Annotated in this window: 30 protein-coding genes; 12 read left to right on the plus strand and 18 right to left on the minus strand. The window is 72.3% G+C overall.

Features of this window, described 5'->3' with window-relative positions; genetic code table 11:
- Positions 1-59: 59 nt before the first annotated feature.
- From KM427_RS00805 to KM427_RS00830, 6 genes are all read left to right on the plus strand, one after another.
- Positions 60-599 (plus strand): hypothetical protein, encoded by a 540-nt coding sequence (locus tag KM427_RS00805; RefSeq protein WP_215525910.1) that lies wholly within the window; start codon positions 60-62, stop codon positions 597-599.
- A complete protein-coding gene (locus tag KM427_RS00810) occupies positions 596-2,056 on the plus strand; it encodes a type IV secretory system conjugative DNA transfer family protein (protein ID WP_215525911.1) in 1,461 nt (486 codons plus the stop codon). The genes KM427_RS00805 and KM427_RS00810 overlap by 4 nt, the downstream gene beginning before the upstream one ends.
- Positions 2,053-2,760, plus strand: coding sequence for a hypothetical protein (locus KM427_RS00815; RefSeq protein WP_215525912.1), 708 nt, complete (start codon positions 2,053-2,055; stop codon positions 2,758-2,760). Before KM427_RS00810 ends, KM427_RS00815 begins: the two co-directional genes overlap by 4 nt.
- On the plus strand, positions 2,757-3,113 hold the full coding sequence (locus KM427_RS00820) for a hypothetical protein (protein ID WP_215525913.1): 357 nt from the start codon (positions 2,757-2,759) through the stop codon (positions 3,111-3,113). Before KM427_RS00815 ends, KM427_RS00820 begins: the two co-directional genes overlap by 4 nt.
- Positions 3,114-3,265: 152 nt before the next feature.
- Complete coding sequence (locus KM427_RS00825) at positions 3,266-3,613, plus strand: M48 family metalloprotease (protein ID WP_215525914.1); 348 nt, start codon at positions 3,266-3,268, stop codon at positions 3,611-3,613.
- Positions 3,610-3,885, plus strand: coding sequence for a M48 family metalloprotease (locus KM427_RS00830; protein ID WP_353846979.1), 276 nt, complete (start codon positions 3,610-3,612; stop codon positions 3,883-3,885). The genes KM427_RS00825 and KM427_RS00830 overlap by 4 nt, the downstream gene beginning before the upstream one ends.
- A 405-nt stretch (positions 3,886-4,290) precedes the next feature.
- On the opposite strand, the gene mobF is transcribed toward KM427_RS00830, so the two are convergent.
- A complete protein-coding gene (gene mobF, locus KM427_RS00835; RefSeq protein ID WP_215525916.1) occupies positions 4,291-10,242 on the minus strand; it encodes a MobF family relaxase in 5,952 nt (1,983 codons plus the stop codon).
- Between the two features lie 300 nt (positions 10,243-10,542).
- Here mobF and KM427_RS00840 point away from each other — a divergent pair, with 300 nt between their 5' ends.
- Both KM427_RS00840 and KM427_RS00845 read left to right on the plus strand, forming a co-directional pair.
- Entirely contained in the window at positions 10,543-10,929 is a 387-nt protein-coding gene (locus KM427_RS00840; protein WP_252274915.1) for a hypothetical protein, read from the plus strand.
- Complete coding sequence (locus KM427_RS00845; RefSeq protein WP_252274917.1) at positions 10,895-11,434, plus strand: hypothetical protein; 540 nt, start codon at positions 10,895-10,897, stop codon at positions 11,432-11,434. The genes KM427_RS00840 and KM427_RS00845 overlap by 35 nt, the downstream gene beginning before the upstream one ends.
- A 65-nt stretch (positions 11,435-11,499) precedes the next feature.
- Here KM427_RS00845 and KM427_RS00850 read toward each other — a convergent pair whose 3' ends face one another.
- The 7 genes from KM427_RS00850 to KM427_RS00880 all read right to left on the minus strand — a co-directional run bounded on the left by KM427_RS00850 (position 11,500) and on the right by KM427_RS00880 (position 15,688).
- Positions 11,500-11,850 carry a hypothetical protein gene (locus tag KM427_RS00850; RefSeq protein WP_215525918.1) on the minus strand — a complete coding sequence of 117 codons (351 nt, stop codon included), beginning with the start codon at positions 11,848-11,850 and terminating at the stop codon, positions 11,500-11,502.
- Positions 11,847-12,089: a hypothetical protein gene (locus KM427_RS00855; protein WP_215525919.1), complete on the minus strand. Its 243-nt coding sequence runs from the start codon at positions 12,087-12,089 to the stop codon at positions 11,847-11,849. The genes KM427_RS00850 and KM427_RS00855 overlap by 4 nt, the downstream gene beginning before the upstream one ends.
- Entirely contained in the window at positions 12,086-12,385 is a 300-nt protein-coding gene (locus KM427_RS00860; RefSeq protein WP_215525920.1) for a hypothetical protein, read from the minus strand. The genes KM427_RS00855 and KM427_RS00860 overlap by 4 nt, the downstream gene beginning before the upstream one ends.
- Positions 12,382-12,621, minus strand: coding sequence for a hypothetical protein (locus KM427_RS00865; protein WP_109691838.1), 240 nt, complete (start codon positions 12,619-12,621; stop codon positions 12,382-12,384). The genes KM427_RS00860 and KM427_RS00865 overlap by 4 nt, the downstream gene beginning before the upstream one ends.
- A complete protein-coding gene (locus KM427_RS00870; protein WP_215525921.1) occupies positions 12,618-12,917 on the minus strand; it encodes a hypothetical protein in 300 nt (99 codons plus the stop codon). Before KM427_RS00870 ends, KM427_RS00865 begins: the two co-directional genes overlap by 4 nt.
- 73 nt (positions 12,918-12,990) lie before the next feature.
- The gene (locus tag KM427_RS00875) at positions 12,991-13,995 is read right to left on the minus strand and encodes a DUF932 domain-containing protein (RefSeq protein WP_215525922.1); all 1,005 of its coding nucleotides are present in this window, start codon (positions 13,993-13,995) and stop codon (positions 12,991-12,993) included.
- Positions 13,996-14,110: 115 nt separating this feature from the next.
- The gene (locus KM427_RS00880) at positions 14,111-15,688 is read right to left on the minus strand and encodes a ParB/RepB/Spo0J family partition protein (protein ID WP_215525923.1); all 1,578 of its coding nucleotides are present in this window, start codon (positions 15,686-15,688) and stop codon (positions 14,111-14,113) included.
- Between the two features lie 311 nt (positions 15,689-15,999).
- On the opposite strand from KM427_RS00880, the gene KM427_RS00885 reads away from it, so the two are divergent.
- The 3 genes from KM427_RS00885 (at position 16,000) to KM427_RS00895 (ending at position 18,287) form a co-directional block, all read left to right on the plus strand.
- Positions 16,000-16,455, plus strand: a complete 456-nt coding sequence (locus tag KM427_RS00885) for a hypothetical protein (RefSeq protein WP_215525924.1) — start codon at positions 16,000-16,002, stop codon at positions 16,453-16,455.
- A gap of 219 nt (positions 16,456-16,674) precedes the next feature.
- Positions 16,675-17,016 (plus strand): hypothetical protein, encoded by a 342-nt coding sequence (locus tag KM427_RS00890; protein ID WP_215525925.1) that lies wholly within the window; start codon positions 16,675-16,677, stop codon positions 17,014-17,016.
- Positions 17,017-17,099: 83 nt separating this feature from the next.
- Entirely contained in the window at positions 17,100-18,287 is a 1,188-nt protein-coding gene (locus KM427_RS00895; RefSeq protein ID WP_215525926.1) for an ATP-binding protein, read from the plus strand.
- 55 nt (positions 18,288-18,342) lie between these two features.
- On the opposite strand, the gene KM427_RS00900 is transcribed toward KM427_RS00895, so the two are convergent.
- Positions 18,343-19,905, minus strand: coding sequence for a hypothetical protein (locus KM427_RS00900; RefSeq protein WP_215525927.1), 1,563 nt, complete (start codon positions 19,903-19,905; stop codon positions 18,343-18,345).
- Positions 19,895-20,260: a hypothetical protein gene (locus KM427_RS00905; RefSeq protein ID WP_215525928.1), complete on the minus strand. Its 366-nt coding sequence runs from the start codon at positions 20,258-20,260 to the stop codon at positions 19,895-19,897. The genes KM427_RS00900 and KM427_RS00905 overlap by 11 nt, the downstream gene beginning before the upstream one ends.
- Positions 20,261-20,477: 217 nt before the next feature.
- Here KM427_RS00905 and KM427_RS00910 point away from each other — a divergent pair, with 217 nt between their 5' ends.
- A complete protein-coding gene (locus KM427_RS00910; protein ID WP_215525929.1) occupies positions 20,478-21,344 on the plus strand; it encodes a hypothetical protein in 867 nt (288 codons plus the stop codon).
- Between the two features lie 35 nt (positions 21,345-21,379).
- Here KM427_RS00910 and KM427_RS00915 read toward each other — a convergent pair whose 3' ends face one another.
- The 8 genes from KM427_RS00915 to KM427_RS00950 form a co-directional block, all read right to left on the minus strand.
- Positions 21,380-21,541, minus strand: a complete 162-nt coding sequence (locus KM427_RS00915; RefSeq protein WP_157519779.1) for a hypothetical protein — start codon at positions 21,539-21,541, stop codon at positions 21,380-21,382.
- Between the two features lie 9 nt (positions 21,542-21,550).
- A complete protein-coding gene (locus tag KM427_RS00920) occupies positions 21,551-21,781 on the minus strand; it encodes a hypothetical protein (protein WP_215525930.1) in 231 nt (76 codons plus the stop codon).
- Positions 21,782-21,909: 128 nt separating this feature from the next.
- A complete protein-coding gene (locus KM427_RS00925; protein ID WP_215525931.1) occupies positions 21,910-22,362 on the minus strand; it encodes a hypothetical protein in 453 nt (150 codons plus the stop codon).
- A 12-nt stretch (positions 22,363-22,374) separates the two neighbouring features.
- Entirely contained in the window at positions 22,375-22,899 is a 525-nt protein-coding gene (locus KM427_RS00930; RefSeq protein ID WP_215525932.1) for a thermonuclease family protein, read from the minus strand.
- On the minus strand, positions 22,896-23,831 hold the full coding sequence (locus KM427_RS00935; RefSeq protein ID WP_215525933.1) for a helix-turn-helix domain-containing protein: 936 nt from the start codon (positions 23,829-23,831) through the stop codon (positions 22,896-22,898). Before KM427_RS00935 ends, KM427_RS00930 begins: the two co-directional genes overlap by 4 nt.
- A gap of 14 nt (positions 23,832-23,845) precedes the next feature.
- Positions 23,846-24,559 carry a hypothetical protein gene (locus KM427_RS00940; protein ID WP_215525934.1) on the minus strand — a complete coding sequence of 238 codons (714 nt, stop codon included), beginning with the start codon at positions 24,557-24,559 and terminating at the stop codon, positions 23,846-23,848.
- A complete protein-coding gene (locus KM427_RS00945; RefSeq protein ID WP_215525935.1) occupies positions 24,556-24,723 on the minus strand; it encodes a hypothetical protein in 168 nt (55 codons plus the stop codon). Before KM427_RS00945 ends, KM427_RS00940 begins: the two co-directional genes overlap by 4 nt.
- 134 nt (positions 24,724-24,857) lie before the next feature.
- The gene (locus KM427_RS00950) at positions 24,858-25,037 is read right to left on the minus strand and encodes a hypothetical protein (protein ID WP_215525936.1); all 180 of its coding nucleotides are present in this window, start codon (positions 25,035-25,037) and stop codon (positions 24,858-24,860) included.
- Positions 25,038-25,343 lie beyond the last annotated feature (306 nt).

Consider the following 25,343-nt stretch of genomic DNA (forward strand, 5'->3'; position numbering starts at 1 on the left):
AACGCGACCGACGACGAGACCCCTACCCCTGGACCTGGGAGGTCCCGCTAGCAGTGACGGTGGCGACCTTGTTCGTCATCGTCATCGGCATCCAGCTCGGCCGTTCGGCGGCCAACCTGCTGGCCGGCGCCGGGTGGACCTGGCCCGACGCCAACGCCGGCGCCTTCCCCTCACCGATCGGGACCGCGTTCTGGACCAGCCTGCCGGGCGTCCTCAGCGGCAACGCCGGGGCGGGACTGCCCACCCCGGTCCCCGGCGATCTCGCCGGCCGCGGCCTGGTGTGGGCCAGTCTCGCGCTGACCGAGTTCTCGCTGCTGGCCGCGACCATCTGGGCCGGCGTTTGGGCCTACCAGCGTTGGGGGCCCGGCCGGATGCGCGGCATGGCGACCGCAGCCGAAGCCGAGAAGCTCCTGGGAGTCACTCGCCTGCGCAAGGTCGCCGGCATCGTCCGCCCCGATATCTACGGTAAGCACGCCGCCGCCGCGGCCGCGCCGGTGCAGCGCACTCCCGGAGACCACACCGAGCAACCCGGCCCGCAGCTCGGCCACGGGCTCAGCCCCTGGCTCCTAGACGGCCGACGAACGAAGGAGGAGCGATGAAGCTCAGGTTTGATCCGTGGGACGTCGGGTGGCGGATCGGTGACGCGCACGAGCCGAGAGGCGGCGAGCTCTGGGTGCCGTGGGACCGAACTGCCGGCGTGATCGGCCCGCAAGGCTCCGGCAAGACCCTCGACCTGCTTACCCCGGCGCTCCTCGGCGCCCCCGGCGCCGCCCTGGTGACGCTGACGAAGGTCGAGGACCTGCTGCTCAGCCTGACCGAACGCTCCCGCGGCGACCGGCCGTGCGTGGTGCTCGACCCGTTCGGGCTGGCCGAGGGCGTCGTCGACGAGCTGATCTGGGACCCGATCGCTGGCTGTGTCGACCCCAAGGTGGCCGAGCGTCGCGCCAAGGCGTTCACCGCAGGCACCGTCAAGGGCGCGATCACCGGGGGCACCGGCGACGATGCGGCGCGGTTCTACGCCGCGGAGTCCGCGAAGGTCCTGCAGGGCTACTTCCACGCCGCCGCGCTGACCGGGAAGACGCTCGAGGACGTGCTGCAGTGGGTCGCGAACCCGACCGCGGCCACGCAGCCGATGGAAATCCTGCGCCGACACCCGCACGCCGAACCGTTCTGGCACGGCCTGCTGCACGGTGCGCTCAACGGCGACGACCGCACCGCCGGCAACACCGTCACCACGGTGCAGCAGGCAGTGTCGCTGTTTTTCCAGGCCGACATCCGTCGCCGCTGCATCCCCAGCCCCGGCCACCCCGCCACCGACCTGGCCGACGTGATCCGCCGACGCGGCACCATCTACCTCCTCGGCCGAGAGGACCCCTACGCGTCGGCCAGCCCGCTGATGACGGCGGCGGCCGAGCACGTGCTGGACACCGGCCTGGTGCTGGCCAACAACTCCCAATGGGGAGGCCGGCTGTGCCCGCCGCTGGTCTCGGTGCTCGACGAGCTCCCCTCGACCGCGCCGCTGCCGACGCTGCGGACCCGGATGGCCAACGAGCGCGCACTGGGGCTGTCGTTCATCTGGGCCGCCCAGACCCGGCCCCAGCTGACCAGCATCTTCGGCGAGCACGAGGCCCGGGCGCTGCTCGGCCTCACCAACACCCTGGTCATGTTCGGCGGGTCCAAGGACGTCGCCTTCAACCAGGAGATCTCCGACCTCCTCGGCCAGGTCCGGATCGGCCGGCGCACGCACCGCGGTGGTGGCGGCGGCTACGAAGGCGACGACATCGCGATTATGCGGCCCGAGGAGGTCCGCCAGCTGCCTGAGCGCCAAGCCCTGGTGATCGCCGAGAACGGCAAGCCGATCATCGCCAAGCTGCACCGCTGCGTGGAGGGCAAGGCCGGCGAACGCCTCCTGGCCGACCAGCGGGCGCTGCGCGAGCGCCTCACCAACGACCGGCGGATGGTCATCACCCCCGAGGCCCGCGCCACCGCGGCACTCGTCGAGGCACGCCGTCTCGGCTTCGTCGACGAGGACCACGCAAGGAGTGACGACCTGTGACCACCGAGCAGCAGACCCGCCGGGCGGCGCCCGCGTTGATGGTCTTCCCGTTCCCCATGCCCGGCGACCACGTGCGGCTCGCCTACCGGGAGCTGCACATCGCCATCAACGGCACCGAGGAAGAGAAGAAGGCCCTCGGCAACCACGCGCTGTTGCCGCGGCCGTGGGAGCCGGCCTCCTGTCTGGACCCCGATCTTCGGCACGACCTGTGGGAGTGGCTCGAGGACGTCGTGATCTGGCTGAACCGCGAGTACACCTGGGACGTCTCCGGGCTCATCCCCAGCTGCTGGCCCCTGCACCCGCACCTGGTTCACGAGATCGCCGTCCTGGCCGACCAGCGCCGGCGAGCGGGACTGGCGATGACCAGCGACGCCCTCGAGGAGTGGCACCGCTACTGCCTGCCGGCGTTCACCGACCGCATGCGCGACCGGCTGCGGGCCCACTGCGACGACGAGCACAAGACGTGGCCGGCCAAGCCGCGACACAACGAGCACCTGGCCGAAGCCAGCCGCCAGCGGCGAGAGAACGCCTTCGCCCACGACGTCGACGCTCTGCCGGTCAACAGGCGGGGCTACGAGCAGCCGTCGGCGCCGGCCGGGCCGCCGCGGCTCGGCCTCGTCGACCTCGACACCGGCGAGCTCCAGGATGACGAGCTCGACGGCCCGCAGCCGCGTACCCGCACCGAGAAAGGACCGCGCGAATGATGCAGATGAAGGAGCGCTCCGAGGCCATCCAGCGAGCCCAGCGCGCACTCAAGGCGCTCGGCGAGCACCCGCGCTCGAGCAAGAAGGAGCTCGGCCACGCGCGTGAGCACGTCAACGCCTGCTATGCCCACTCATCCGGGGAGCACGTGTGGAACGCCGTGGCGCAGGTCGAGGCGATGGCTGAGCGCCGCTACGGCGTGCCGAGCACCGAGGGGCAGCGACAGCTCGTCGAGGCGAGCGAGGACCTCGAGGAGCCTGCGACAGCCTCCCGCGGCCGCGCGGCGGAGGACCGCGCGATCCCGTCGACGTCGCCGGCCGCGGACGTGGACCGTGCTCCAGCTCCATCGCGATGAAGGGCGCGCGACGGGCTCGGATCGGGCTCAGAACGCCGCTGGGCGACGCCGAATCACCCCTTTCAGGCATTCGCGGCCCGTCCGGTTGTCAGGGAGCGATTCTGAGCGCTCTCCTCACCGCCAACACCCCGGCGTAGAACGTGGCCGATCCCGTGACCTCAGCGCTCCTTCTCGTCGCGGCAATCGCCTACCTCGGTGCGCCCACCGGAGACGACGCCCGGCCCGTGGGCGATGGTGGTCTCGCGGTGACCCGCTTCCGGGCCGGGCGGCCCACGGTGGTGTTCGCGCAGGCCGCCCTCACCGGCCTGAGCCCCGCCGCGGTGCAGAGCCTCGCCGCGCACGAGCTCGCGCACGTCATCCGACGTGAGCGCTCCTCGGCCGCGGCGCGCTATGGCTGGCTCGTCGGCTACCTGGCGCTCGTGTTGACCGGCGCAGGACTCACGGTCGCGGCCCTGGTGGCCGCGCCCACCTGGCCGGACCAGCGCTGCTCGCCACGATGAGCGCCGCGGTGGCCTTCCTCGCTCTCCAAGTCGCGTTCGACCGGCGAGAGGAGATCGCCGCCGACCGGTTCGCCGTAGCCCTGACCCGCGACCTCGAGGCGGCCGCCGAGCTGATGCGGTTCTACGAGACCTACGTCGCGAAGCCCCTCCCGGCCGGCGGTCTCGCACGCGGGTGGGCGCAGCTCGAGCGCCGCTGGTTCGCGACCCACCCGGACCCCCGGGCGCGGCTCGCAGCGATGCGTCGGCACCTGGTCGACGAGCGAGCCGACTAAGCGCCCCGGGGAGTCCTCAACGCGGCCCGCGGCCCGCGGCCTTGGCGATCAACTCGGCGGCGGAGAGGAAGCGGACCAAACGGCGCCGGCGGGAGCCTCGTGGATGACGTACCTCCCGTCCTCGAGGCGATCGAGATCCCAGTGAGCTGCGTGCGCTGCCGCGGTGCCAAAGCCGACGAAGTTGGCCACCGGCACCTCTGCCGAGCTCGAGCTGCTACCGGCCGTCAGGCCGGCGAAGAGGCCGTCCGGAGCGACCCGGAACCGGAGTCGCAAGCCCAGTCGATCACCGATCAGCTGCGCTCGGTCGTCGAGCGCTCGTGCGGTCGCTGGGTCCATGGCGACCATGATCGCTGGCCGGTCCGCTCTGCACCAGCCTCGAGCGACCGGCCCGGAACAGGCCGGTGGTCAGCGGCGCGGAGTGCCGGGGCGCGGCGTCCGCGGACGGTTGACGTCCTGCCGGTCGCGGGCCGCACCCTGCGACGTGGTCGACGCCGGGCTGCCTGCGCCGGTGTCGTCGATCGGGAGCTCGAGACGGGACATGACCCGGTAGCGCAGGTCGCGAGCGGGGCTGTCGCCCAGCGGCTTCTCAGCGACCAGGCCGCGCGTGGCGGCGCCGACGTCGTGACCCTGCTCGTGGGCCTGCTGCAGCATCGCCGCGGTAGCGGCCCAGTCGCCCTGCTCGAGCAGGCGCGGGTCGAGCTCGCGAGCCAGCGGCGCCCAGCGCTCGGCCGGGGTCTGCTCGGCCGCGGCCACGAGCCGTGCGCGGACCTCGCTGCTCTTGTGCAGCTCGGCCAGCGCCGCCTTCCGCGGGTCAGCATCCCAGCTCTTGACCGCGTCGCGCAGGTCCCGGCGGGCCTGCATCTGGGAGAGCTGCAGCCGAGCCCTCACCTGGTTCACGCCCGGCTCCCAAGCGCGGCTGGGCCGCGCCGACAGGATCCTCATGGCCGCCACGCGCGCCTGCTCGGGGGCGAGATTGTCGAGCCGCTCGGTGAGCAGCTGGTCACCCAGCGACCGGAAGGCCGGCTGGCCGCTGGCCACCGCGGCGGTGAGCGCGGCGGGGCCGCGCTGGGCGAGCAGGTCGGCCGGGTCGAGGCCGTCAGGGAACCGGGCGAAACCGGGGTCGAGGCCGTGCGGGGTGAGCATCCAGAAGTCCCGCTCGGCCGCGACCTGGCCAGCCAGGTCGGCGTCGGTGGCCACGATCGGGTCGCGCCCGACGGCAGCCAGCTGGGCGGCCTGCTCATCGGTCAGCGACGTGCCCAGCGGCGCCACGCCGACGTAGAGACCGGCACTGGCGATGGTGACGGCGACGGCGTCCATCGGGCCCTCGACGATCACCGGCACGGCGCCCTCGGCAAGCAGCTCGTCGACGACGCCGAACAGCTGAGCGCCCTTGTGGAACAGCGGGGTGTCGGCGGTGTTGAGGTACTTCGGCCCGCCCTTGTCAGCATCGGTGAGGTCGGGGCGCCGTCGGCCGACGAAGCCGAGCACCTCGCCCTGGTGGATCACGGGGAACATCACCCGATCGCGGAACCGATCGATGAGGCGGCCGGTGCTGGCCTCGGTCGCCACCCCGGTGGCGAGCATCTCGGTGTCGCTGACACCGCGGCCGCGCAGGTGATCGACCAGGTTGGTCCACCCCGCCGGAGCCTGCCCGGGCCGGAACCGCTCGTCGCCGGCGAGGTCGACACCGAACCGGCCGGTGAGGTAGTCGCGACCCCACGAGTCGGCGAAACGGGCCTCGAAGAACGCCTGCGCCATGTCGTTGATCTCCACGATGCGCTCACGCGAGACGGGGGAGGACTGCCACTCCTCGGCACGCTGATACATGAGCCGCAGGTCGGCGTCCGTGGGCTCCAGACGAGTGCCGCCCAGGTCGCGGATGTAGGCCGACAGGGCGAGGTCGGGCTCGACGTACTGGTCCTCGTCGACCGGATCGCTCGCGCCGACCGGGCCGCCGGCGACGACGTCGACCACGTGCTCGTCGGCCTCGTCGACCAGGTGCTCGTCGTACGGGCCGGGGTCCTCGGCGAGCGGCCAGTCGGCCCAATCGTGATCGGTCGCGTGGTCGACGACCGTGGCCGGATCCGGCTCCACTCCCTCCCACAGGTCGGCCGGCGGCTCGTCGAAGTGGACCACGTGCCCGTGCTCGTCGGGAACGGTCTCGAGCGCGATCGAGGTCCGCCACACCAGCGCCTGGCACTCGTCGACGCCGTCCCAGCCGTCGCTCGGCATCGCCCGCCCGGCACCCAGCAGCGCGTCGACCTGCCAGCCGCGCTGAACGCCGTGGTCGACGTTCGAGACCAGCGCCGGCCACCAGGTGCTGGCCTGGATGCTCGCGGCGCGCTCGGGACCGAACAGCTTCACGAGTCGTGGAGTCCACTCAGTGGTGACGCTCTCGCCGTGGGAACCGTCGCCGATCTGGGCGGCGACGGCCGGGGTCAGCTGACGGGCCATGCGCCACCACACGGCCGCTGCGGCGTGCTCGTCGGGCAGCGGACCGGCCGGGTGGTCGGGGGCGGTGGCGGTGCGCAGCAGCTCGTGGGCGGTGACGCCGGCGCGCGACATCGCGGCGAGACGCTCGGCCAGGAGCGGGGTGAACTCGTCGTCGCGGACCTGCGGGGCCAGCGAGTAGAGCAGCTGGCGCCATTCCTTGAGCGCCGGGGTGTGGTCTCCGGTGACGGACTTGTTGAGCCGGCGCTGCCAGCTCGCGGAGATCTTCTGCAGCTGCGGCGCCCCGGTCGGTCGCCGGTCGTCGCCGGGGACCTGCATTGCGGCTCGCCAGACCTCGACGTCGGCGATGGTGGCGGTCTCGGGGCGGATGCCGTTCTGGGCCCACACCGGCAGCGCGCCCTTGTCGGCCTGGTCGGTCGCGCGGGTACTCACCTGGTCAGCGAGCTCGGTGACCAGGTGAGCACGCTGGGCGAGGTAGGCACCCCAGTGCGGGTCCTCGGCCAGGCGGGCCGGAACCGCGGGCAACCAGGGCAACGGGCCGGCGCCGGCGTTGCGCAGGCCGGAGGCGTCCAGGCGCCAGTCCAGGACCGCGGCACGGTCGTGCGCGGTCTCCAGCTCGCGATCGCCGGCGGCGGCCCGGAGCGCGTCGACGGGATTCTCCCCGGCCGCGCCGAGCAGCAGCAGGTGGGCGCGCAGGGTCGGCCAGGCCGCCTCCTCCGAGAGCCCCGGGACGAGCGTCTCGACGGCGCTGTCGAGCGCGTCGACCACGTTGAGCGTCGTCCCGTCGGCCGCGGTGATGGTCTCGTGGCGCAGCAGGTCCTCGGCGGCGACGTAGAGGCAGTCGAGGTAGCGCTGGGCGGCCTCGCCGAGCCGGGTCGCCGGGTCGGCCTGCTCGCGGATCAGGCTGGTCGCGGACCGCTGGGCGTCGTCGCGGGCCAGCATCGACTCGAGGATGTCGGTGGGGGTGAGCGGCCGGACGAGCGTCGGGTGGATCACCGAGTGCGGGTCCCCGTCGCCCACGACCTCGAGGTAGACGTGGTTGGCGCGCGCGCCGCGGGTCATCATCGTGTAGAGCTGCTGACGCGACTCGGTGCCGGTGGCCAGGCCGTGCATGGTGTCGGCGGTGACGCCCTGGGCGGTGTGCACGGTGCACGCGTAGCCGAGCTCGGTGGAGCGGGCGACGTAGTCGGCGGGCAGCCGTACGGTGCGGCCGTGCTGGGTGTGCTGGACGGTCAGGTCGCCACCGTCGTGGATCTCCAGCACGTGCCAGCGGTCGCCGTTCTTCACCCAGTCGGTGGCTGAGGTGCGCAGCGCGCGGTCGTTCTCGCGGGTGATGATCAGCTCGCCGATCGAGGCCTCGTTGCGGTCGCCCAGCCGGCGCACCGGTCCGAGGCTGGCGAGGTCGGCCGGGTCGATCCCGTCGAGCCGGTGGGCGCGTGCCTGCTGGTTCAGCTCGCTGACCAGGTCGCGAGTCGGGGCGAGCATGATCGAGTCCAGACCGGTCGCGCGGTCGGCCTGCCAAGCGGCGAAGACCTCCTCGGTCATCGACGCCAGGTCGCCGACGTGGACCCGGTCGCGGTCGAGGTAGAAGCCGAGAGCCTCGGCCTTGCCCCCGCGCAGCGCGAGCGAGGCGGCGCCCTCGGCGGGGTCCTTGAACCGGACGAGCTCGGTCAGCTGCAGCGCCCCGTGGGTGGCGCGGATGTCGCGCAGCACACCGCCGGCGCCGATCGCGGAGAGCTGCTGGTCGTCACCGATCAGGCGCACGCTGCCGCCACGCTCGAGGATGTAGGACACCGCGGCGTCCAGCGAGAGGGTGTCGGCCATCCCGGCCTCGTCGATGACCACCAGGGTGGAGGAGTTGATGCCGGCCACCCACGCGGGCATCGCGGCGCCGGACTCGCGGGCCTCCTGCAGCGAGTGCGTGAGCTTGGCCAGGGTGTCGGTCTGGGTGTCGATCTGCGAGCGCAGCGCGTCCGCGGCCGCGGCCGAGGGCGCCAGCCCGATGATCGTGCCGCCGCCGTCAGCCCACGCGCTCGCCAGCGCCCGCATCGCGGTGGTCTTGCCCGATCCGGCGGGTGCGATCGCCAGCTGGAGCCGTGCCCCGGAGGTGGCCATCTCTCGGACCAAGGTGGCCTGACCGGCGTTGAGGGTGATGCCGTTGGCGGTCGACTCGAGCAGCGCCAGGTCGACCGAGTCGGTCGAGACGGCGTAGCCGTCGTGGCGGCCGGCGGCCGCGACCAGGCGCTCCTCGGCGCCCAGCACCTTGCTCGAGGTGAACAGCTCGGCGCCGCTCTGGGTGTAGACCGAGGCGCCGTCGGCGCGGCGCAGCTCGGCCGGCTCGCTGATCGTGTCCCACGGGCGGGCCATGCTCACCGAGCGTCCGTCGAGGACCTCGCTGACCAGCAGGTCGACCACCTGGGAGACCTGGTTGGTGGGCACGTTGGCGCCCCTGACCTGCCGCTGTGCCTCGGCGTAGACGTGCCAGTACTGCCAGGTGCTGCGGCCGCCCTCCATCGTCGACACGATCCGGTCGGTGGTCTTGGCGAACCACGCCGAGTCGGCCAGGGACCGGGCCGCGCCCTTCGGGTTGAGAGCGCCGTGAACCATCTGCTTGACCCGCTGAGGGGTGCCGAGGACCTCGACGGCCTCGCGGTTCCAGGTCTCGCGCTGCTCGGCCAGCGAGCGCGGCTCGTGCTTGGCCTCGCGGGTCTCCAGCGTCGCCTGCTGGGACAGCTGGATGGTCTCCACCGGCGTCGGCGGCCGCCCGTGCGTGGCCTGGAAGGCGGCCGCGAGGACCTTGCGGCGGTCCTCGACGCTGGCGCGGCGCTTGCAGAACCGGCGGTTCAGGTCGGGATCGACGCCGACGATCTCGCGCACCGGCCGCTTGCGGGCGTCCTCGTTCGGGCGCTCCTCGAAACGCACGCCGAGGGCGTCGACCAGGTGCCGCTCGAGCGCGGTGTTGTAGGTCTCCGAGGCCGAGACAACCGCCTTGTGCAGCGGCCGGCCGTCGATGGCCAGCCACTTGCCGTCGAGAGTCTGAACCTTGTTGGCCACCGCGACGTGCGTATGCAGGTCGGGGTCGCCGGCGCGGGAGTCGCGGTGGGTGAACGCCGTGGCGACCAGGCCGCGGACGTCGACCTGGCGCACGCCGTTGGTGCCGCGGCGGGTGAACAGCGCCTTGGACTCGATGAAGTCCAGGGCGTCCTTGATCGCCGCCTGGTGGGCCCGCTCGATCACCGCGGCGGTCTTCGGGTCGGCGATCGCCCACAGCACCGAGACGCTCTTGACCGGCGAGAAGGTCAGGTCGTAGCCGGCCACCGCGTTGGTCTTGGGGCGGGAGTGCTTGGCGATCGTGGCGGCCAGCTCGCGGGCGTCGGCCGGTTCGCGGCCGTGCTCGGCACGGAAGAACTCGGCCGCGACCTCGGTGCGGACCTTGGCCCGATCGGCGGCCGGGACCGGCCAGTCGCCCGGCAGGCCAGCGGCGTCGTTGAGGGCGGCGATGCGCTTGGCGACCTCGATCCGGAACGGGCTGATGTCGTTCTCGTAGACCTTGTACGGCGTGCCGAGCTGGCGGGCGGTCTTGTAGTCGGCCTCGGTCGGCCGATCGACGCCGCCACCTTCGATGGGGCGGCCGATGCGCAGGTCCAGATCCTTGGTCCGCTGGGTGGCCAGCGGGTGGTGACCGGAGCCGAACAGGCTCTGCATGTGATCGGAGGTGACGACGTCGCCGGCATCGAGGCCCTCCAGGCCCTCCATGCCCGAGCCGACCCACACGCCGGGGGTCTCGCCCTTCTCGGTGTAGTAGCTCGCCAGCCCGGTGTGGCCCTTGTCGGTGGCGTCCAGTGCTGCGACCTGACGGGTCAGGTAGTCGTACCCCGACCCGGCCGTCAGCTTGTGGAGGCTCATCGTCACGGTCACCTACATGCGCGCGGACGGGCGGTGCGATCACTTCCGGCCGGATTTCTGGTGTGTTCTTTCTATTCGGCTGACCGAGAATGCAAGAGGTGTGTGGCACTTTGGTCGGTCGCGGAAATCTAGGGGGACGCTGAGGGGCGTGGGTGACGGCTGGGGCGTCGGGTTCGGATCGGGTGGGCTGGATGGGTCGAGGGAGCGGATTTGAAGGTTTCTGCAGTTCGGTGATCGCTCGGGGTCGGGGAAATGTCGTAGGTGACTGTCAGAGTCCATGTCGACACGAGTGAGGACCGGATGAGTCAGCAGACGATCAAGCAGCAGGCACGGCGTACGGCGCGGGAGATGGCCGAGAGGCGGCGGCGCGAGCGCGAGGAGCGGGAGCGTCGGGTGATCGACCTGGCCGAGCGGGTCATGGTCGCGATCGGTGAGCGCGACGCGGCGGTGGCCGAGACCGAGAAGCGAGCCGGTGAGGCGCTGCGCGAGTTGACCGAGCGCGAGGGCCTGTCCCTGGGCGAGGCCGTCGAGTGGTGCGGCGAGACGATCACCGTGCGCGAGGCGACGCGGCTGCGGCGGCTCGCCAGTGAGTCGCAGGCAGGCGACGACGGCGACCAGGGCGGCGACGGTGCGGCGCTGGTGACCGCTGGGAGTGGGGGAGCGGGTGCCGGTTCGGCGGCTGGATGACGCCGGCCTCGCGGTGGTCGCGGCAGCGATCACCGATCCGGCCGTGCTCGCGCGGTACCGGGCGAAGGTCGCCACGGTGCCGGGGAGCGAGTGCCTGTGGTGGACCGGAGCGGTTGCCGGGCGGTCCGATCGTGAGCGCACGGACGGCGGCGGGCATGGCCGGTTCTGGTACGCGCCGGGGCGGGTGATCATCGCGCACCGGTTCGCGTTCGCGGTGATGAACGGGGTGGACGCGCTCGCGGAGGCGCGGCTGCTCGGGCATCGGTGTCACAACCCGCTGTGTCAGCGGATCGCACCGGATCACGTCGTGGTGTCGAGCGCGGCGCAGAACCGCCGGGAGTGGTCGGTGCAACGGCGGCTGCCGTACAGCCCGCTGGCCGATCCGCGCGGGCCGCGACGGCGGGCGCGGGAACTGCGCGACCTCGCGCGTGAGGACCCGCAGCTGGTGGCCGACGACCTCGCGCGGCTCCAGGAGCTGCTGGGCGAGCAACTGACGCTCTGGTGAGGTTGGGCCGACGCAGAAGGCCGCCCGCAGCGGACAGCGTTACGGGCGGCTTTCTGGCTGGGCGGTCAGGCGGGCTCGCCGTCGAGGAGGCGACCGAGCGTCTCCCACAGGTCGAGGTAGCCGTCAGCATCCTCGGGCGACTGCTCGCCCCACTTGGCGTGAAGATCGCGGATGCGGTCGAGTCGGTCGAGGCGGTCGGGGAGCGCGTCACGGGCGGCGGCGATGAACTCGACGTCGGCGGCATGGCCGGTGGTCTTGAGGCCAAGCCGGTGGTCGTGCCCGGTGTAGTAGGCCACCACGATGGTGTCGGGCAGCAGGGCGTCGGCGGCGGTGGCGCGGATCTTGTCACCGTCCGGAGTCCAGGGGCCGGGGGTGGCGCGTGCCTCCAGAGCGCGCAGGGCTGCGTCGTCGCTCATGCGGGCTGGTCCTCCCGAGCGGCGAGGTCGAGCCGCCCGGATGCAGCGGTCGCCACGGCGGTGATCCGGGCGGCCAGCGCCCGCAACTCGGCGGGCGTGCCCTGAATCGCCACCACGTCGTCACCGGCGAGGGTGAGGACCGGCTGACGATGCTCACCGGCACCCACCCAGTCCTCGCCGGGGGTGAACACCTGGACGCTGGTCTCCCGAGCGGTCAGCCACTCGATGTGCGCGCTCATGGGGTCACCTCGGCGGGCGCGGTGCCGATGAGGCGGCGGAACGCCTCCACGTCGGCCTCGAGGGAGAACAGTCGGCGCCGGTGCTTGTCGCTCTCGGCGGCGACCTCGCCCAGGACTTCCGCGAGCCCGTGGAGGAAGGCCACGACGGCATCGGCGTCGACGGCATCGCCCATGGCGACCCACGGCTTGGGCACCCGCTCGGTGGCGGCGTAGGGCATCGCGGACATGGCGGCTCGGATGCGGCGCTGGTCGCGCTCGCTGATCACCGTCGTGGTTGAAGCTGCGTCGTTGGTCATGACTGCTCCTGTTCGGTGGTGCGGTGGGTGTGCTCGGCGTGCAGGGCGTCCAGCGCCGTGGCGACGCTGGACAGGGCCGCGTCCAGGTGGGCGCGGGCGGTCTCGGGGGTCCAGCGGCGTACGTCGCGCAGCCGGTGCTCGATGACGATCAGGTCGCAGGCCGTCTCGCTGAGGGTGTGCCGGTCCTTGGCGGCGCTGGCCTCAACGTCGGCGGGCGTGGCGGTCGGCTGGCTCATCGCAGGACGTCCTCGACTGCGCGGCGCTTGGCCTCGTCGAGCGTGCGGGTGTTGATCGCCCAGTGCTGCCCGTAGCCGCCGTCGATGTCGGCGTAGAACCCCGGTGCGAGGTAGGTCGCGTGGTCACCGGGCGTGATCCGGATCAGGTACGTGCGCCCGTGGGCGTGGACGCTGGCGGTGTGCGCGGTCCAGCGACCCGGCCAGCGGTCGTCGGCGTCCACGGTGTGCCACTCCACCGGCGTGCTGTCGGGCGTCGTCGGTGCGGCGCTGGCGTGGGTGGTGGTCGTGTCGGTCATGGCTCCTCCTTCGGTTGGCCGGTGGCGGGCCGGACTCGGGCTCAGCCCGCCACCGGAGGAACTGGCGGGACGGTCAGGCCGGGGCGAGCGCGGTCCAGGCGCGGCGCTTGATCCGGTCGGGGTCGTCGCTTGTGAGCACGCGCGTGGCGCGGGCGGTGTGCTCGTCGCCCTTGGTGCGGACCGGGGCGTAGTGGTCGACGTACTCAGCCACGGCCTGGTAGCCGGCCCACGCGGTGTCGCGGATGCCGGCCTGGGTGTCGGCGTCGGCGAACAGCCAGTGCAGTCGGGAGCGGCGGCGGCGCTCGGTCTCGCGGACTCGCTTGGTGGCGTTCGCCTCGGCCTTGCCGAACGTGGCGTCGATCAGGGCGTCGAACGCGGCGTCGGTCATGGTCTGCTGGATCAGCCGCTCGGCCTCGACCTGGAACGCGTCGACGTAGGTGAAGGTCAGCCCGAGCGCGTCGCGGGCGGCCTGCACGGCGGCCTTGGCGTTGCGGGTGTGCCGGATCGAGAACGACGACTCGTGGTTGCGCAGGGCCGCGCTCTGGGTGTTCGCGCAGACGACGCGGACCGGGGTGACGAGGATGCGGAACGCGCTCGTGCCGTCGTGGCTGTTGAGCGCGGCGATGTTGAGGTCGACGCGGTCGGTGCCGCCGACCGTGAGCGAGTTCGGCAGCTGCATGGTGATGAACACCTGCCGCCCGCCGCGCAGTGACCCGGCGGTGTCGAATATCGCGCCCGACTCGTCGGCCAGCAGGTTCAGGAACTCGGCGTGGTCCTCGTTCTGCAGCGGGGTGTAGCCGCCGCCGACGACGCCGAGCGCCTCGGGCGCTCCGGTGAACGGGTTGGTGCGCACCGTGGCGAAGCCGGGGACCTCGATCGGGGTGACGCCGCCCTCGCTGACCTCGGCGGTGGTGAGCGGCAACTTGCGGACGTCCCAGCCGCCCAGGTGGCCGAGCCTCATGGCTTCCTCGGCGGTGAACGCGCGGTCGCGGACGGTGGTGCCCAGGCGGTGCCAGGCGTCCTTGCGGGCGAAGACGGCTGCGGCCTCCGTGCCGTGGGTCTCGATCTCGTGTGACATGTCTTGTCCTCCCGGGTAGCGGATTAAACGAACTGAGTTCATTCTATGGTTTCTATTCCACTGAGGGCGGTTCTCCACAGGAAGAACCGCCCTCAGGTGGGGGAGGGGGAGCCGATCAGGCGGCGCTGTCGCTGGCCTCGTCGGCGTCGTCGTCGCTGTCGTCCTCGGTGCTCGGCTGCGGCTCCTCGCCGAGCAGGATCCGCTCGACCTCGCTGGGCTGGTAGCCCCACTCCACGAGCGCGCCGAGCACGCGGGCGTCCCACGCGGTCGGGTTGCGCCACGAGTGCTTGCCGGTCGTGGCCTCCCACGCGGCGACGATCGCGGCGAGGGTGGTCATGGTCGCGGCCTTCGGCGTGCTCGCCTTGGTCGCGATCTTGTGGCACTCCTCGTACCCCGCGCCGTAGTAGCCGGTCGGGACGTCGATCCCGAGCAGCGTGAAGAGCATCGGGTGCCGGTGGTCCATGGCCTTGCTCAGCGAGTGGTGGCCGGTGACGACGGCCTCGCAGATCAGGGCCTCGGCACCCTTCGGGGCGGTCTTGCGGGCCACGAACGTGGCCAGCCACGCGCGGCGCACCGTCTCCGCGCTCGCCCAGGCCTTGTTGTTGGCGATCACGCGGCGGCGCTCCTCGCGGCGGGCCTCGGCCTCCTCCTCGCTCTCGCCGCCCTCGTCCGCGCTGGCGGTGCTGCCGGACCCGCCGCCGCGACGACGCAGGCCGGACGCGTCGAGGTCGGTGACGACCCACACCGGCACGTACTGCTGGTAGGGCTCGGCGGGCTCGTCGTCCTCGTGCTCCTCGTCGCTGTCGTCTTCGTGCTCCTCGTCGTACTCGTCCTCGGGGTAGGCCCACTCCTTGACGACCTGGACGCGAGCGCCGGGAACGTTGGGCCACTCCTCCTCGGGCAGCGACTCGCCGTCCTCGGTGACCAGCCGCTCGATGCGCAGCACCTCGTCGGCCTCCGCGACGTCCTCGGCGCTCAGCACCGGCAGGCCCTCGGCGCGCAGCCGCTCGACCTCGGCGGCGTCGGCCTCGCGCTCGGCGGCCTCGTCGCGCAGCCGCTGGGCCTCGTGGGCGAGCGAGCGACGCCACCGCTTGGCGTTCTCCAGGCGCTCGACGGCCTCGGGGTCGTGCTCGAACTCGGCGAAGATCGCGGCCTCCTCCAACGTCAGGTCACCGCAGTCGAGCCGGTTGCGGCTCTGGTCGGCCTTGGTGACCGCTAGGGCGGCGTTCACGGTCGGGCGGTCGATGCTGGTGCGCTTGGCGATCTGCGCGGCGCTCACGCCGAGCAGGGCCAGCTGCTCCACGCCCGCGACGATCTCGGCCTCGCGCATCCCGGCGCGGTGGATGTTCTCCACCATCTGGTCCCCGATCCGGTCGGCGTCCGCGGGCTGGGGGACGACGCGGGCAGGGATCAGGCCGGTGGGGGTGCCGATCTCCGCGGCGGTGACGGTCCGGCGCTGGCCACGCAGCAGGACGTACTGGCCGTCCTCGTTCCGGTAGACCGTGACGGCCTCCAGCACGCCGCGCTCCTTGATCGACTTGCGGAACTCCTTGTGGTCGGGGCGCAGGTCGGTCCGGACGTTCGTGCCGATGATGATCGCGGCGGGGTCGAGGTACAGGAACTCCTCAGCCTGGACGGCCTCGGAGGCCTCGTCGGCGTCGGTCGCGGCGGGGGTCTGGATGGTGTCGGTCATGCGGCTGTCCTCCATGAGTAGAATAGAAAGAACTGACAGAACAAAGTCTCCCAGCGGGGGCTGACGCCTACCGGGCCACAGGGCGGACCTGTGGAAAGGTGGGCACCCGGCGAGGGTGGGGAAAACCCGGCCTCACGGGCGCGCGGACTCCGCTGCGGCGGCGCGGCGCGGCTGCACCTCGTAGCTGGCTGGAACGGAAGGAATCGAGCGAGGGTGGGAACGGCTGCGCAGGGCCCCGACCGGGAATGCAGCGGCGTTGGTGTTAGCCGCTGCAGCTCGACGCCGGCGGAGGAGACCAGGGGAGTGATCAGGTGACGAGCCAGACCACGATCCCGGTCGGGATCTACTGGAAACCCGGCGTGTGGGACCTCGCACGCTCGGCCTACCTCGCAGACCTGGACACCGACGCCGACTCACCCGGCTCGTTCGTCGGCTGGCTCGCCCAGGCGCTCGAGCTCCACGCCCGGCGCTCACCGCAGCAGCGGGCCGAGCTCGCAGCCGCGGGCGAGAAGCATCCCGCCCTGGTCAGCGTGACCCGCAAGAGCTTCAACAAGAAGCACGACCTGCCCGCCTCGACCATCGAGGCGGTCGAAGACGCGCTCGTGGCCGACCGTCAGGAGCTCGGCCGGATGCTCGCCCGCTCGGCGTTCGCCCAGGAAGCGGTGATCGTCGCGGCCGAGGAGGCCCGCCGGCGCCTGGGCCGCGAACTGCCGCCCCCACCGCAGAAGCTCAGCAACCGACCGCCGCGGCGCCGGCCTGCCCGGTAGCCGGCGAGGACGACGCCGGCAGTTGGCTCGGCACCTGGTCCTAGCGTGCCTCCCAGCGCCCCGATCCGGTACCCGAGAGCCGGTCGGGGCGCTTCTGCGTGCCCTTGGTGATTTCCCGCGGGCCGCCAGCCGGGCTCGAGCGGTGGAAACGACTTCGGCCGATGTGATCGCTGCCGGGCCTGGATGACACCTAGGTGACCAGGAAAGCGAGGTGGACCCATGAGTAATTCCCCAGCCGAGAACCCGGTCCCCGGAGTCGTCACCTTCACCGCCCGCGGCAACGCCGCCCTCGACCAGCTGGCCGACGCACTGGTGGCCGAGTGCGACGGCTCCCCCACGAGCATCGCCAACCTCCTCGAACAGGTGCTGGAAGCCGACATCGAGGACCTAGCCGAATCCCTCAGCCAGAGCGCCCGGCCGGCGCCGGCCGAGAGCCCCGACGTCGACGAGCTCGGGCCGCCGGCCGAGAGCCCCGACGACGCTGCGCGTCGCCGGCTCTCGACCCGGTCGCCGCTCGCCGGCGGCAACCCCGGTGCACAAGGCACGGGCATCCCGCGCTGACAGGCGAGAGTTAAAGGGTTTAAAGGCCGCTAAAGCTCGCGGCGATCTTTAAAGGATTTAAAGAGGTTGATACGGTGTCTGGCGTGAACAACCCCTTCACCCCCACGTTCGGGACCAGTCCCCCGCTGCTGGTCGGCCGCGATACCGACCTGGACGACTTCCGCGAGGGGCTTCGAGGAGGCCCCGGATCGCCTGAGCGCGCCACGTTGGTCACCGGGCTGCGCGGCACAGGCAAGACGGTCATGCTCAACGCCTACGAGGACGTCGCCGGCGCGGAAGGCTGGCTGGTGATCTCCGAGACCGCGACGCCCAACCTCATCGACCGGATCACCCATGAGCACCTGCCGCGCCTGCTGAGTGAAGTCGATCCCCGCCAGACCGAGTCGCGCCTGACCGGCGTCTCGCTCCCGGGCGGATTCGGCGCCGACCGCGAGGTCTCCGAGCGCCACACTCCCCGCCCGGGCCTGCGGTCCCAGCTGAACTTGCTGACCGACATCCTGGCCGAGCGAGGCGGCGGCGGTGTCCTCATCACCGTCGACGAGGTCCACCGCAAGGGCCTGAACGATCTACGCGAGCTCGGAACCACGATCCAGCATGCCTTCCGCGAGCGCCGCAACGTCGCGTTCGTCGGCGCCGGCCTGCCCTCCGCTGTCGACGACCTGCTCTCCGATGAGGTTTCGACGTTCCTGCGCCGCGCCGACCGGCGCCACCTCCGTACGGTCCGGCCCGAGGAGGTCGCCGCGGCGATCGCCGTGCCCGTCCGTGAGGCCGGCCGAGACATCACTCCTGACGCCCTGCAGGTCGCCGTGGCCGGCACCGGCGGATACCCGTTCATGATCCAGCTCGTCGGACTGCATGCCTGGCGGGCCGACCGCACCGCCGCGACCATCGACGTCGACCAAGCTCGTCGCGGCGTCGACCAGGCGCGCCGCAAGGTCGGGCAGCTCGTCCACGCCAGCGCTCTGGCCGACCTCTCCGACGTGGACCGCTCCTTCCTGGCCGCCATGGCCCACGACGACGGTTCGAGCCGCATGGCCGACATCGCCGCCCGCCTCGGCGTCGACGCCACCTACGCCGGCCAGTACCGGCTGCGATTGATCGCCGCGGAGGTGATCGAGCCCCGGGGCCACGGGCTGGTCGACTTCACCCTCCCGGGCCTGCGCGACTACCTGCGCGAGCACGCCGCCAGCAGCCACTGGAGTCCCGAGGACCTGCAGTTTCCATCGGCCGCACGATCCGCGCCAAACAGTCCCGAACAGGAGAGCAGGTAACCTCCAGGGCCACCCGAGAACCACAGCGGCAATCGGTTGTCGAGGTAGTTCCTGATCAGCGCGCGTGCCGCCGCGGCGGAGCGCTGCTCGTCGCCGGCCTGGGCTCTTTCGTGTGAGACCGAGCCTGAACGATCCCCTTGCCTCTCACCGGCCATCCTGCGAATCCGAATACTTCCTCGCCACCGACGGTGCCTCCCCCCGGCGAGTGGATCGTGGCGATGGCGGATGCCGTGCTGGATGCCTCGGTTGTGGCGTCGCCCGCGGAGCGCAGCGCCTCGGCAAGGGGTGGGGGGAGCGGGACCAGGCGTTTGGCGAGAATGTCGGCTGGGGAGACCCAGACAACGTCGCCCTCGGCCGGCGGGGTGGCCAGGCCGGCCTCGACGTCGTTGTGCGCTCGGCGGGATAGGGCGCGGGCGGGACCGGTGAGGTTGGGGGCGTCTGCCTTCTCGGCGACGACGTGCGCGAGCTCGGTGCCGCCCTCGATCGCGCGGAGCGTCGCCATGGTGGCCTGGGGGAGTCCTGGCCGGGTGGCGATGACCTCCGGTGTTGCGAGGGTGGTGGTGTCGTGGGTGATCTGGCGGTACGCGGCGCGGACCTCCGCGGCCGCGCGTGCCAAGGGCTCCTCGAGGCGGGCGGCCGGGGGAGCGAGGTCGCCCCAGCGGCTGGCCAGGTTGCTCCAGGAGCGGCCTGCTTCGGCGATCGCGGGGACCAGGCGATCCGATGGCTCGAGGATGCCGGCGGTGGCGGCCGCGTCGACGAGCACCATGCTGGCGCCGGCGATGAGTCCTTGGGTGCGGGTGATGAGCAGGATGTTGGACGGTTCCGGGTCGCGGACCAGCGCGCGGTGGGACTGGATGTCCCAGCTGGCCAGGGCCTGCGCCAGGCGGCCGGGGTCGTCGACCGGCCTGATCGCCTCACCAGCGAGGGCTTGGGCGAACCGGTTGGTCAGGTAGCTGCGTGCGGTGTTCTCGCATGCCGACATCCGATCGACCCAGACCCCGGTGGGTGCGATAGCGTAGGGGGAGTGGTGCTGGGCCAGGTGGACCCGGCGACCCGACGCACGGGCGTCGTTGACGCGGTCGCGTCCGTTGTCGTGCAGGGCGACGTTGACGGCGTGGGCGGTCAGGTAGAGACCGTGCATGATCCTGGTCCGGGCTGCCTCGAGGTCGCGGTGGGCGTCGGTCTGCTCGTGCGGGACCTCGGCGCCGTAGCGGCGGACGAGAGCCGCGGCGTTGAGCAGGGTCTGGGTCATCTGGTCGACGCGGGGGTTGGTCGGGCCCGGACCTGGCCAGGCCTTTCGGCCGGACAGGCTGGACTCGATGGTCGAGGCCTGCGCCGCGAGGCTGGTGATGGGCCGATCGCGCTCGTCGACGCCAGGCCGGCGACCCGGTAGCGAGGCCCACAGGTCCTCCGCGGCCGCGACCATCGTCGGCCAGCTCCGCAGGAGCGTGCCGGCGTCATCGCCGTCGACGTCCATGAGCAGCTGGCGAGCCAGGTAGTCGACGTCGAAGAGCATCTCGCCGACGCTGCGTACGTCGCGCGAGGTCACCGGGATCTGGTCGACGTCGAAGAGTTCCTCGTCGATGTCGGCGTACGCCAGGCGCAGGTCAGTAGCCAAGGCCGCGGGCTTCTCGGATGAGGTCGCACAGGTCGACGACCAGCTGCGAGCCGTGGACCAGGTCCGGCTGGTGCAGTGGTAGCGGGCGGGTCAGCTCCTCGGCCTCGGTGAGCAGCTGCAGGGGCGTTCGGTCCTCGAGGTCGGGGAGCGGGTCGACGTCGGGCAGCTCGTAGTCGTCGGGCAGCAGGGCGCTCGCCTGGGAGTGCGCGAGGTAGACGCCCAGTCCGAGGTCGTGGAGCGGGGAGTCGGGGGCGGCCTCGTCGGCGTCGCTCCACACCTGGGCAGCGGTCTGGTGCAGCAGATGGGCGATCGAGCAGAGGCGGTCCCAGGGGGCGTCAGCGTTGAGCGTGTCCACGGGTGTTCCTTTCAGTCGGAGGTCGGTCTGGCTTATGAACCCACGTCCCGGCCGCGGCCCGCTGCGCCGAGCGGCGGGCTGTGGATAACTCGGGGTGCTGTCGGTCCCTGGGCACAAACTGGTCTCGTTCGCCTATGTCGTTCGGTGGTTGTCGGACGATCACCGCGAGCAAAGTCAAGAGATCCGCACTAGTGCCGGAAGATGGAGGAGGGTCGAGATGAGGTTCCCGATGACCGTGCTGAGAGCCGTGACGCTGGCGCCAGCACTGCTGGTGAGCTTCGTCCTCACCGTGGTGGTGTGCGCCCTGCTCCCGCCGGCGCTGGGCCTGGTGGCGTTCATGGCTGCGGGCGGCGTGCTGGTCGCGCTGGCGCTGGGGCAGCTGCACGAGCCTGCGGTCGCGGCGTTGACCAGCTCGCGGCCGGCGAAGGAGGCCGAGGTCCGGGTGATGGCGCCGGTGCTGGCCGAGCTGGGCGGCCGCGGCGTCGACGTCGGCGCGGTGTTCGTGCGCCGGATCCAGCGACCGAGCACCCCGGTGGCGGTGGCGATCGGCCGGCGCACCGTGGTGGTCAGCCCTGGGCTGGTCGAGGCGACGTACCGCGGCGGTGTGACCGGCGCGGAGGCGGCCGCCGCGCTGGCTCATACGGTCGGCCGGCGCCAGGCCTTCCAGCCGCGTCTGGAGCTGGCCGTGCTCGCGGCGACGACGCCGTGGCGCCTGATGGTGGCGACGTTCCGCGGCGTCGGCCGTGCCTTCGCCTGGCTTCCGTTCATGCGGCTGGCCTGGACGCTGCGCGGCGTCGTGGGGGTTATTTGCGTGGTGCAGTCGGTCGTTGAGGACCGGGCCTGGGCCGGTCTGCTTGGGGGCGCGGTCATCGCGCTGACCTTTCTGGTGCCGGCGGCCGGCCGGCGGATCGAGCTCCACGCGGAGGCCCAGGCCGACCGGTTCGTGCTCTCTCTCGGCCTCGGTCCCGTGCTGGCAGGTCTCTTGCGGCGCTACGGGCACCCGATGACGCTCGAGCGGATGCAGCGCTTGGAGACGGCCGTCGAGCAGCCTCAGCGGCCGCGGCTTCACCTGGTGCACGGCTGAGGCTGTTCTCTGGCGGTGCGGCGGCCGGCGGCGGGCTACTCGTCGTCCTGGAAGCCGGACGTGGAGTGGTGCACGCAGCCGCGGCCGTCGCCCTCGTGCGGCTTGTGGTTCATGCAGGGCAGCGATCCCAGCTTGTGTGAGCAGTCGACCCAGCGGACGGTCGAGGATCCGGTTGTCGGCGCGAGTGCGGTAGCCATCGGGGCCTCCTATCGGCGCGGGCCGCGGCGGCGGCCGAGCTGGGGCCGCTGGTAGGCGGCGGTGTCGGTGTTGTCGTGCTGGCGGCCGGACCGGTGGACCTGTGCGATCTCGGCGTCGGGGGAGGGGCCGGTGTCGGCGGCCGCGGCCTGGGCGGCTGCTTCCTCGCTGGCCCTGATCTCCTCGGCGCGCTGTCGCGCCGCTTCCTCGAGCGCGGCTTCCTCGCGAGCGGCGTCACTCATGTGAACTGCCATGGATCCCGTGGACCGGCACCGGCTGCGCCGGTCCTCCTGGTCACCTATGTGCGGATCGAGGGCCCGGGCGATCACCGCGGCTCGACTGGATTTGAAAGTCGCGGGGACCTGGCCGCTCAGGCCGGCTGGGCCAGCAGCGTGGCGCCCAGCATTTGTGCCGTGTGCTCGAGGACGGCGTGGGAACCGGTCCCGGCCGTGCGGTCGCAGCACGGATGGGTGTCGAAGCCCTCGTCGACGACGATGCGGTGCAGCTGGCCACCGCAGGCGCGACAGCGCCGTCCGGCGTGGTGGGGGCACTGGTCGACCGCCACGGCGCAGGGCAGGCACGCCGCGGGCGGCGGGGGAGTCACCTGGTGGTCGCGGTCCCAGTCGCGCCGCTGGCGCAGCAGCGTGGCGGTCTGGTGCCACAGCGCGTGCTCGAGGTGTGCCGGCGCCGGCCGGCCGAGCGCCTGGTCGACCGCCGCTTTGTGGAGCTGCGCCCTGCAGCCGAGGACGCGTTCGTCGACGCCGCGGCTGTAGCACCACCGGGCCAGCGTCTTCGCGGCCGTCATCAGCTGCTCGTCGTCCATCCCGGCCGTCCCTCAGCAGGTGCCCCAAAGGCCGCTGTCGGCGTCCTGGGCATCGGCGGCGGCCGCGGAGTACGACTCCTCGCGGGCGAGGTCCTGGACAGCCTCGTAGCGGCGTGCGGCGCCGCGGGCCAGGAGCTCGTGGGCCACGTCGACGCCGGCGTGGTCGACGTAGCGCAGCAGCCGGTCGTACCGGTCGCGGTCGGGCTGGTCGCTGTCGGTGACCAGCTGGACGGTGCTGCCGACCGGCGCGAGCTCCTCGAGCAGGTCTGTTGCCTGGTCGGCGTAGCACTCCTCCGGCGCCGGTGGGTGGGCGACCTCGGGGGCGTCGATGCCGAGCAGGCGGACTCGGCCGAGCTCGCGGCCGCCGAGGTCCTCGACGCGCAGCGTGTCCCCGTCGACCACGGCCGTCACGCGGACCTGGGTGGCCTGGCCCGCCGATGGGTCGGGGCCCGTGGGAGCGCCGGGGAGGGCTGCCTTGATGCCGCCGGCGGCGAGCACGGCGATCGCCACGCCGGCGAGGCCGATGAGGGCCTTCATCGGGCGACCCTCAGCTGGGGACGCTCGCCGGCGACGGGAACCGCGCGCTCCTGCGCCCGGGCGCCGGGGGAGCGGTCGCCGGGCTCGGGGATCTGCTCGGCGCCGTCTGCCCCGCTCGTGCCGGCGTCGGCCGGCTCCTCGGGGAGCTCGCCGGCGATCTTCGCGGCCAGGTCGCGCAGCGGTGGGGTCTTCTCGATGCGCCGGGTCGCGTGGAGCACGGTCGTGTGGTCGCGGTCGAAGTGACGCGCGATCGTCGGCAGGCTGTGCCCGTGGATGCGGGCCGTCGTCATGGCGACCGCACGGGCGTCCGCTGCCGCCCGGCTGCGGTCGGTACTGAGGAGGACCTCCGGCGTGGTGCCAAAGGCCTCGGCCGCCGCGACGGCATGCTCGACCGGGCCGTCAGGCTCGAAGGTCGACGCTGGCGGATCCTGGTGGAGGCTGACCACCGTGGCCTCGGGGCGGGGGAGCCGGGCGGTGTAGCGGTCGTTGACGTGCTCACTGACCCGGGCCGCGGCGTCGGCCAGCCGGGGTCGCTCGGCGGTGCGGCGCACGGCGTGGATCACCGAGCCGTGGTCCTTGTTGAAGTGCTCGGCGATCGCCGGGAGGGACAGGCCGACCTCGCGGGCGGCGGTCATGGCCACGGCGCGGGCGTCGCTGACCGCACGGCTGCGCTCGGCGCTCAGGATCGCCTCCGGCGTGGTGCCGAACATCGGCGCAGCCGCGTTGATGGCCAGCTCGCACACTGCAGCCGGGCCGGTTGCCGGCGCCGACGGCATGGTCTGGTCGACCTGGACGGCCAGGACCGCCACCAGCGACCGCAGCTGGTCGGCGTCCAGCGGCGCGATCAGGTCGGCGACCTGGTCGTGCTGCCCGCGGCCGGCGGCATCGAGGACGAGGCCAGCCAGCTGGCGGCCGCCCTGATCGAGGTCCATGCCTGTCCTCCCGCCTACCGCGCCGGCGACCCGCCGGCCGGGGCGGCCTGGCGAGGAACCTGGCCGCGTCCCTGCTCGGCCATACGCCGGCGGGCGTTGTCGGTGATCTCGCTGGCGATGCCGGTCGACTGCCGGGCGTTGGCCGCGGCGTGGTCGACGACGTTCTCGAGCAGGCGCACGTCCTCGTCGGCGCGGCCGAGCTCCTTGCCGGCGGTCGCGATGCTCCGCTCGAGCGTGACCGGCTCCAGCAGCGACGGCGGGGTCACGTGCTGGGCCGCCAGCAGTGCGCTGTCGACGTGCTGAGCGGTCAACCGGGCCATCGGCTTGGCCAGGTCGATCATCTCGCCCACGACGGCGAGGCGTGGCTTCAACTGCGCGACCTCGCTGGCGAGCTCAGGATCGGAGGTGTCGGCGTCTTGGAGGAGATCGTGGGCATCGGCGATCGCCTGCGATGCACGCTCCAGGTGTCCGGTGAGTTCGTCGACCAGCTCGGCGTTGTCGCTGCAGCGCCGCTGCAGGCGGCTCAAGTGCTCGCCGGCGGCCTCGAGGTAGTAGTCACCGCGGTCGCTGAGGCGGGCCTTCGCAGAGTCGAGCTCGGCGTCATCGAGAACCCGGAGCGCGGAGTTGATCGTGGTGTGGAGCTCGTCGACGACCCGGCAGGCGCGTCCCACGGCCTGCTCGGCCATGAAGACTGCGTCTGCGGCTTGCAGTGCGGTGTCGGTGGTCATGCCGGCTCACCGCCTCCCGTGTCGGACGGGGGCGTACTGCTCGACGGGGGCAGGACCTCGCGGAGGCGGTCGAGCGCGGCCAGGGCCTGCTCGAGGTGGTCGCGGGCCTCCTGAACCGGGTCACGGTCGGCCGCGGCGGAGGGAGAATCGGTGGGCGTGCTCACGGGCAGCTCCTTGGTTGACCGGGGTCATGTCTCAGTCACCAAAGGAAGGTCGACCCGCTCGGGCGATCACCGAGCGCGAAGAAGTTTCGCGGGCCTCAGGCGCCGCGGGTCACCGAGGGCCGGGGACCACCAGGTCAGGGTTGGTCCGAGGGCATCGACTCCTGCCCGTCGTCGACGCCCTGGCTGATGATGTGCGCGGCGGCGTTGCGGGCGGCGTGCAGGTGCTTGTGGAGGTCGACCGCGAGTCCGCGGGCCTCCTCCAGGTGGAGACGCGCGACGCCGATCGCCATCGCGGGGTCGGATTCGTCGGTCATCGCGTCCATGCTGAGCACCTGGTCGGCCAATGCCTGCTCGAGCGTGCTCGACAGCTGCGAGAACGCCTGGGGCAGCGCGGCCGCGAGGTCGGCGAATTCCGCGACGGATCCGGGGCGTCGTCCATTCCGGCCAACGTTGTGTGTCGCCAGGGGCGTGGAGTGCCTGTCGAGGTTCGGGTGTCGCCGTTGCTGCAGCGGGGCCCTCCTCCAGTGGGTGTGGGTGCACGTCTCAGTCACCTAAGTCGCAGGGGTGGCGCGGGCGAGTCCGCGGCAACTTTCTGTGCCGCTGTCACCCGTCCGTGCAGC

The organism is Nocardioides sp. LMS-CY (assembly GCF_018732145.1).
GTDB classification, from domain to species: Bacteria; Actinomycetota; Actinomycetes; order Propionibacteriales; family Nocardioidaceae; genus Nocardioides; species Nocardioides soli.

Excerpts from the sequence above, each read along its gene's own strand:
- KM427_RS00810 (WP_215525911.1), top strand. The coding sequence starts at position 596 with ATGAAGCTCAGGTTTGATCCGTGGGACGTCGGGTGGCGGATCGGTGAC.
- KM427_RS00820 (WP_215525913.1), top strand. The coding sequence starts at position 2,757 with ATGATGCAGATGAAGGAGCGCTCCGAGGCCATCCAGCGAGCCCAGCGC.
- KM427_RS00830 (WP_353846979.1), top strand. The coding sequence starts at position 3,610 with ATGAGCGCCGCGGTGGCCTTCCTCGCTCTCCAAGTCGCGTTCGACCGG.
- mobF (WP_215525916.1), bottom strand. The coding sequence starts at position 10,242 with ATGAGCCTCCACAAGCTGACGGCCGGGTCGGGGTACGACTACCTGACC.
- KM427_RS00840 (WP_252274915.1), top strand. The coding sequence starts at position 10,543 with ATGAGTCAGCAGACGATCAAGCAGCAGGCACGGCGTACGGCGCGGGAG.
- KM427_RS00850 (WP_215525918.1), bottom strand. The coding sequence starts at position 11,850 with ATGAGCGACGACGCAGCCCTGCGCGCTCTGGAGGCACGCGCCACCCCC.
- KM427_RS00855 (WP_215525919.1), bottom strand. The coding sequence starts at position 12,089 with ATGAGCGCGCACATCGAGTGGCTGACCGCTCGGGAGACCAGCGTCCAG.
- KM427_RS00860 (WP_215525920.1), bottom strand. The coding sequence starts at position 12,385 with ATGACCAACGACGCAGCTTCAACCACGACGGTGATCAGCGAGCGCGAC.
- KM427_RS00865 (WP_109691838.1), bottom strand. The coding sequence starts at position 12,621 with ATGAGCCAGCCGACCGCCACGCCCGCCGACGTTGAGGCCAGCGCCGCC.
- KM427_RS00870 (WP_215525921.1), bottom strand. The coding sequence starts at position 12,917 with ATGACCGACACGACCACCACCCACGCCAGCGCCGCACCGACGACGCCC.
- KM427_RS00875 (WP_215525922.1), bottom strand. The coding sequence starts at position 13,995 with ATGTCACACGAGATCGAGACCCACGGCACGGAGGCCGCAGCCGTCTTC.
- KM427_RS00880 (WP_215525923.1), bottom strand. The coding sequence starts at position 15,688 with ATGACCGACACCATCCAGACCCCCGCCGCGACCGACGCCGACGAGGCC.
- KM427_RS00890 (WP_215525925.1), top strand. The coding sequence starts at position 16,675 with ATGAGTAATTCCCCAGCCGAGAACCCGGTCCCCGGAGTCGTCACCTTC.
- KM427_RS00910 (WP_215525929.1), top strand. The coding sequence starts at position 20,478 with ATGAGGTTCCCGATGACCGTGCTGAGAGCCGTGACGCTGGCGCCAGCA.
- KM427_RS00915 (WP_157519779.1), bottom strand. The coding sequence starts at position 21,541 with ATGGCTACCGCACTCGCGCCGACAACCGGATCCTCGACCGTCCGCTGG.
- KM427_RS00920 (WP_215525930.1), bottom strand. The coding sequence starts at position 21,781 with ATGAGTGACGCCGCTCGCGAGGAAGCCGCGCTCGAGGAAGCGGCGCGA.
- KM427_RS00925 (WP_215525931.1), bottom strand. The coding sequence starts at position 22,362 with ATGGACGACGAGCAGCTGATGACGGCCGCGAAGACGCTGGCCCGGTGG.
- KM427_RS00930 (WP_215525932.1), bottom strand. The coding sequence starts at position 22,899 with ATGAAGGCCCTCATCGGCCTCGCCGGCGTGGCGATCGCCGTGCTCGCC.
- KM427_RS00935 (WP_215525933.1), bottom strand. The coding sequence starts at position 23,831 with ATGGACCTCGATCAGGGCGGCCGCCAGCTGGCTGGCCTCGTCCTCGAT.
- KM427_RS00940 (WP_215525934.1), bottom strand. The coding sequence starts at position 24,559 with ATGACCACCGACACCGCACTGCAAGCCGCAGACGCAGTCTTCATGGCC.
- KM427_RS00950 (WP_215525936.1), bottom strand. The coding sequence starts at position 25,037 with ATGACCGACGAATCCGACCCCGCGATGGCGATCGGCGTCGCGCGTCTC.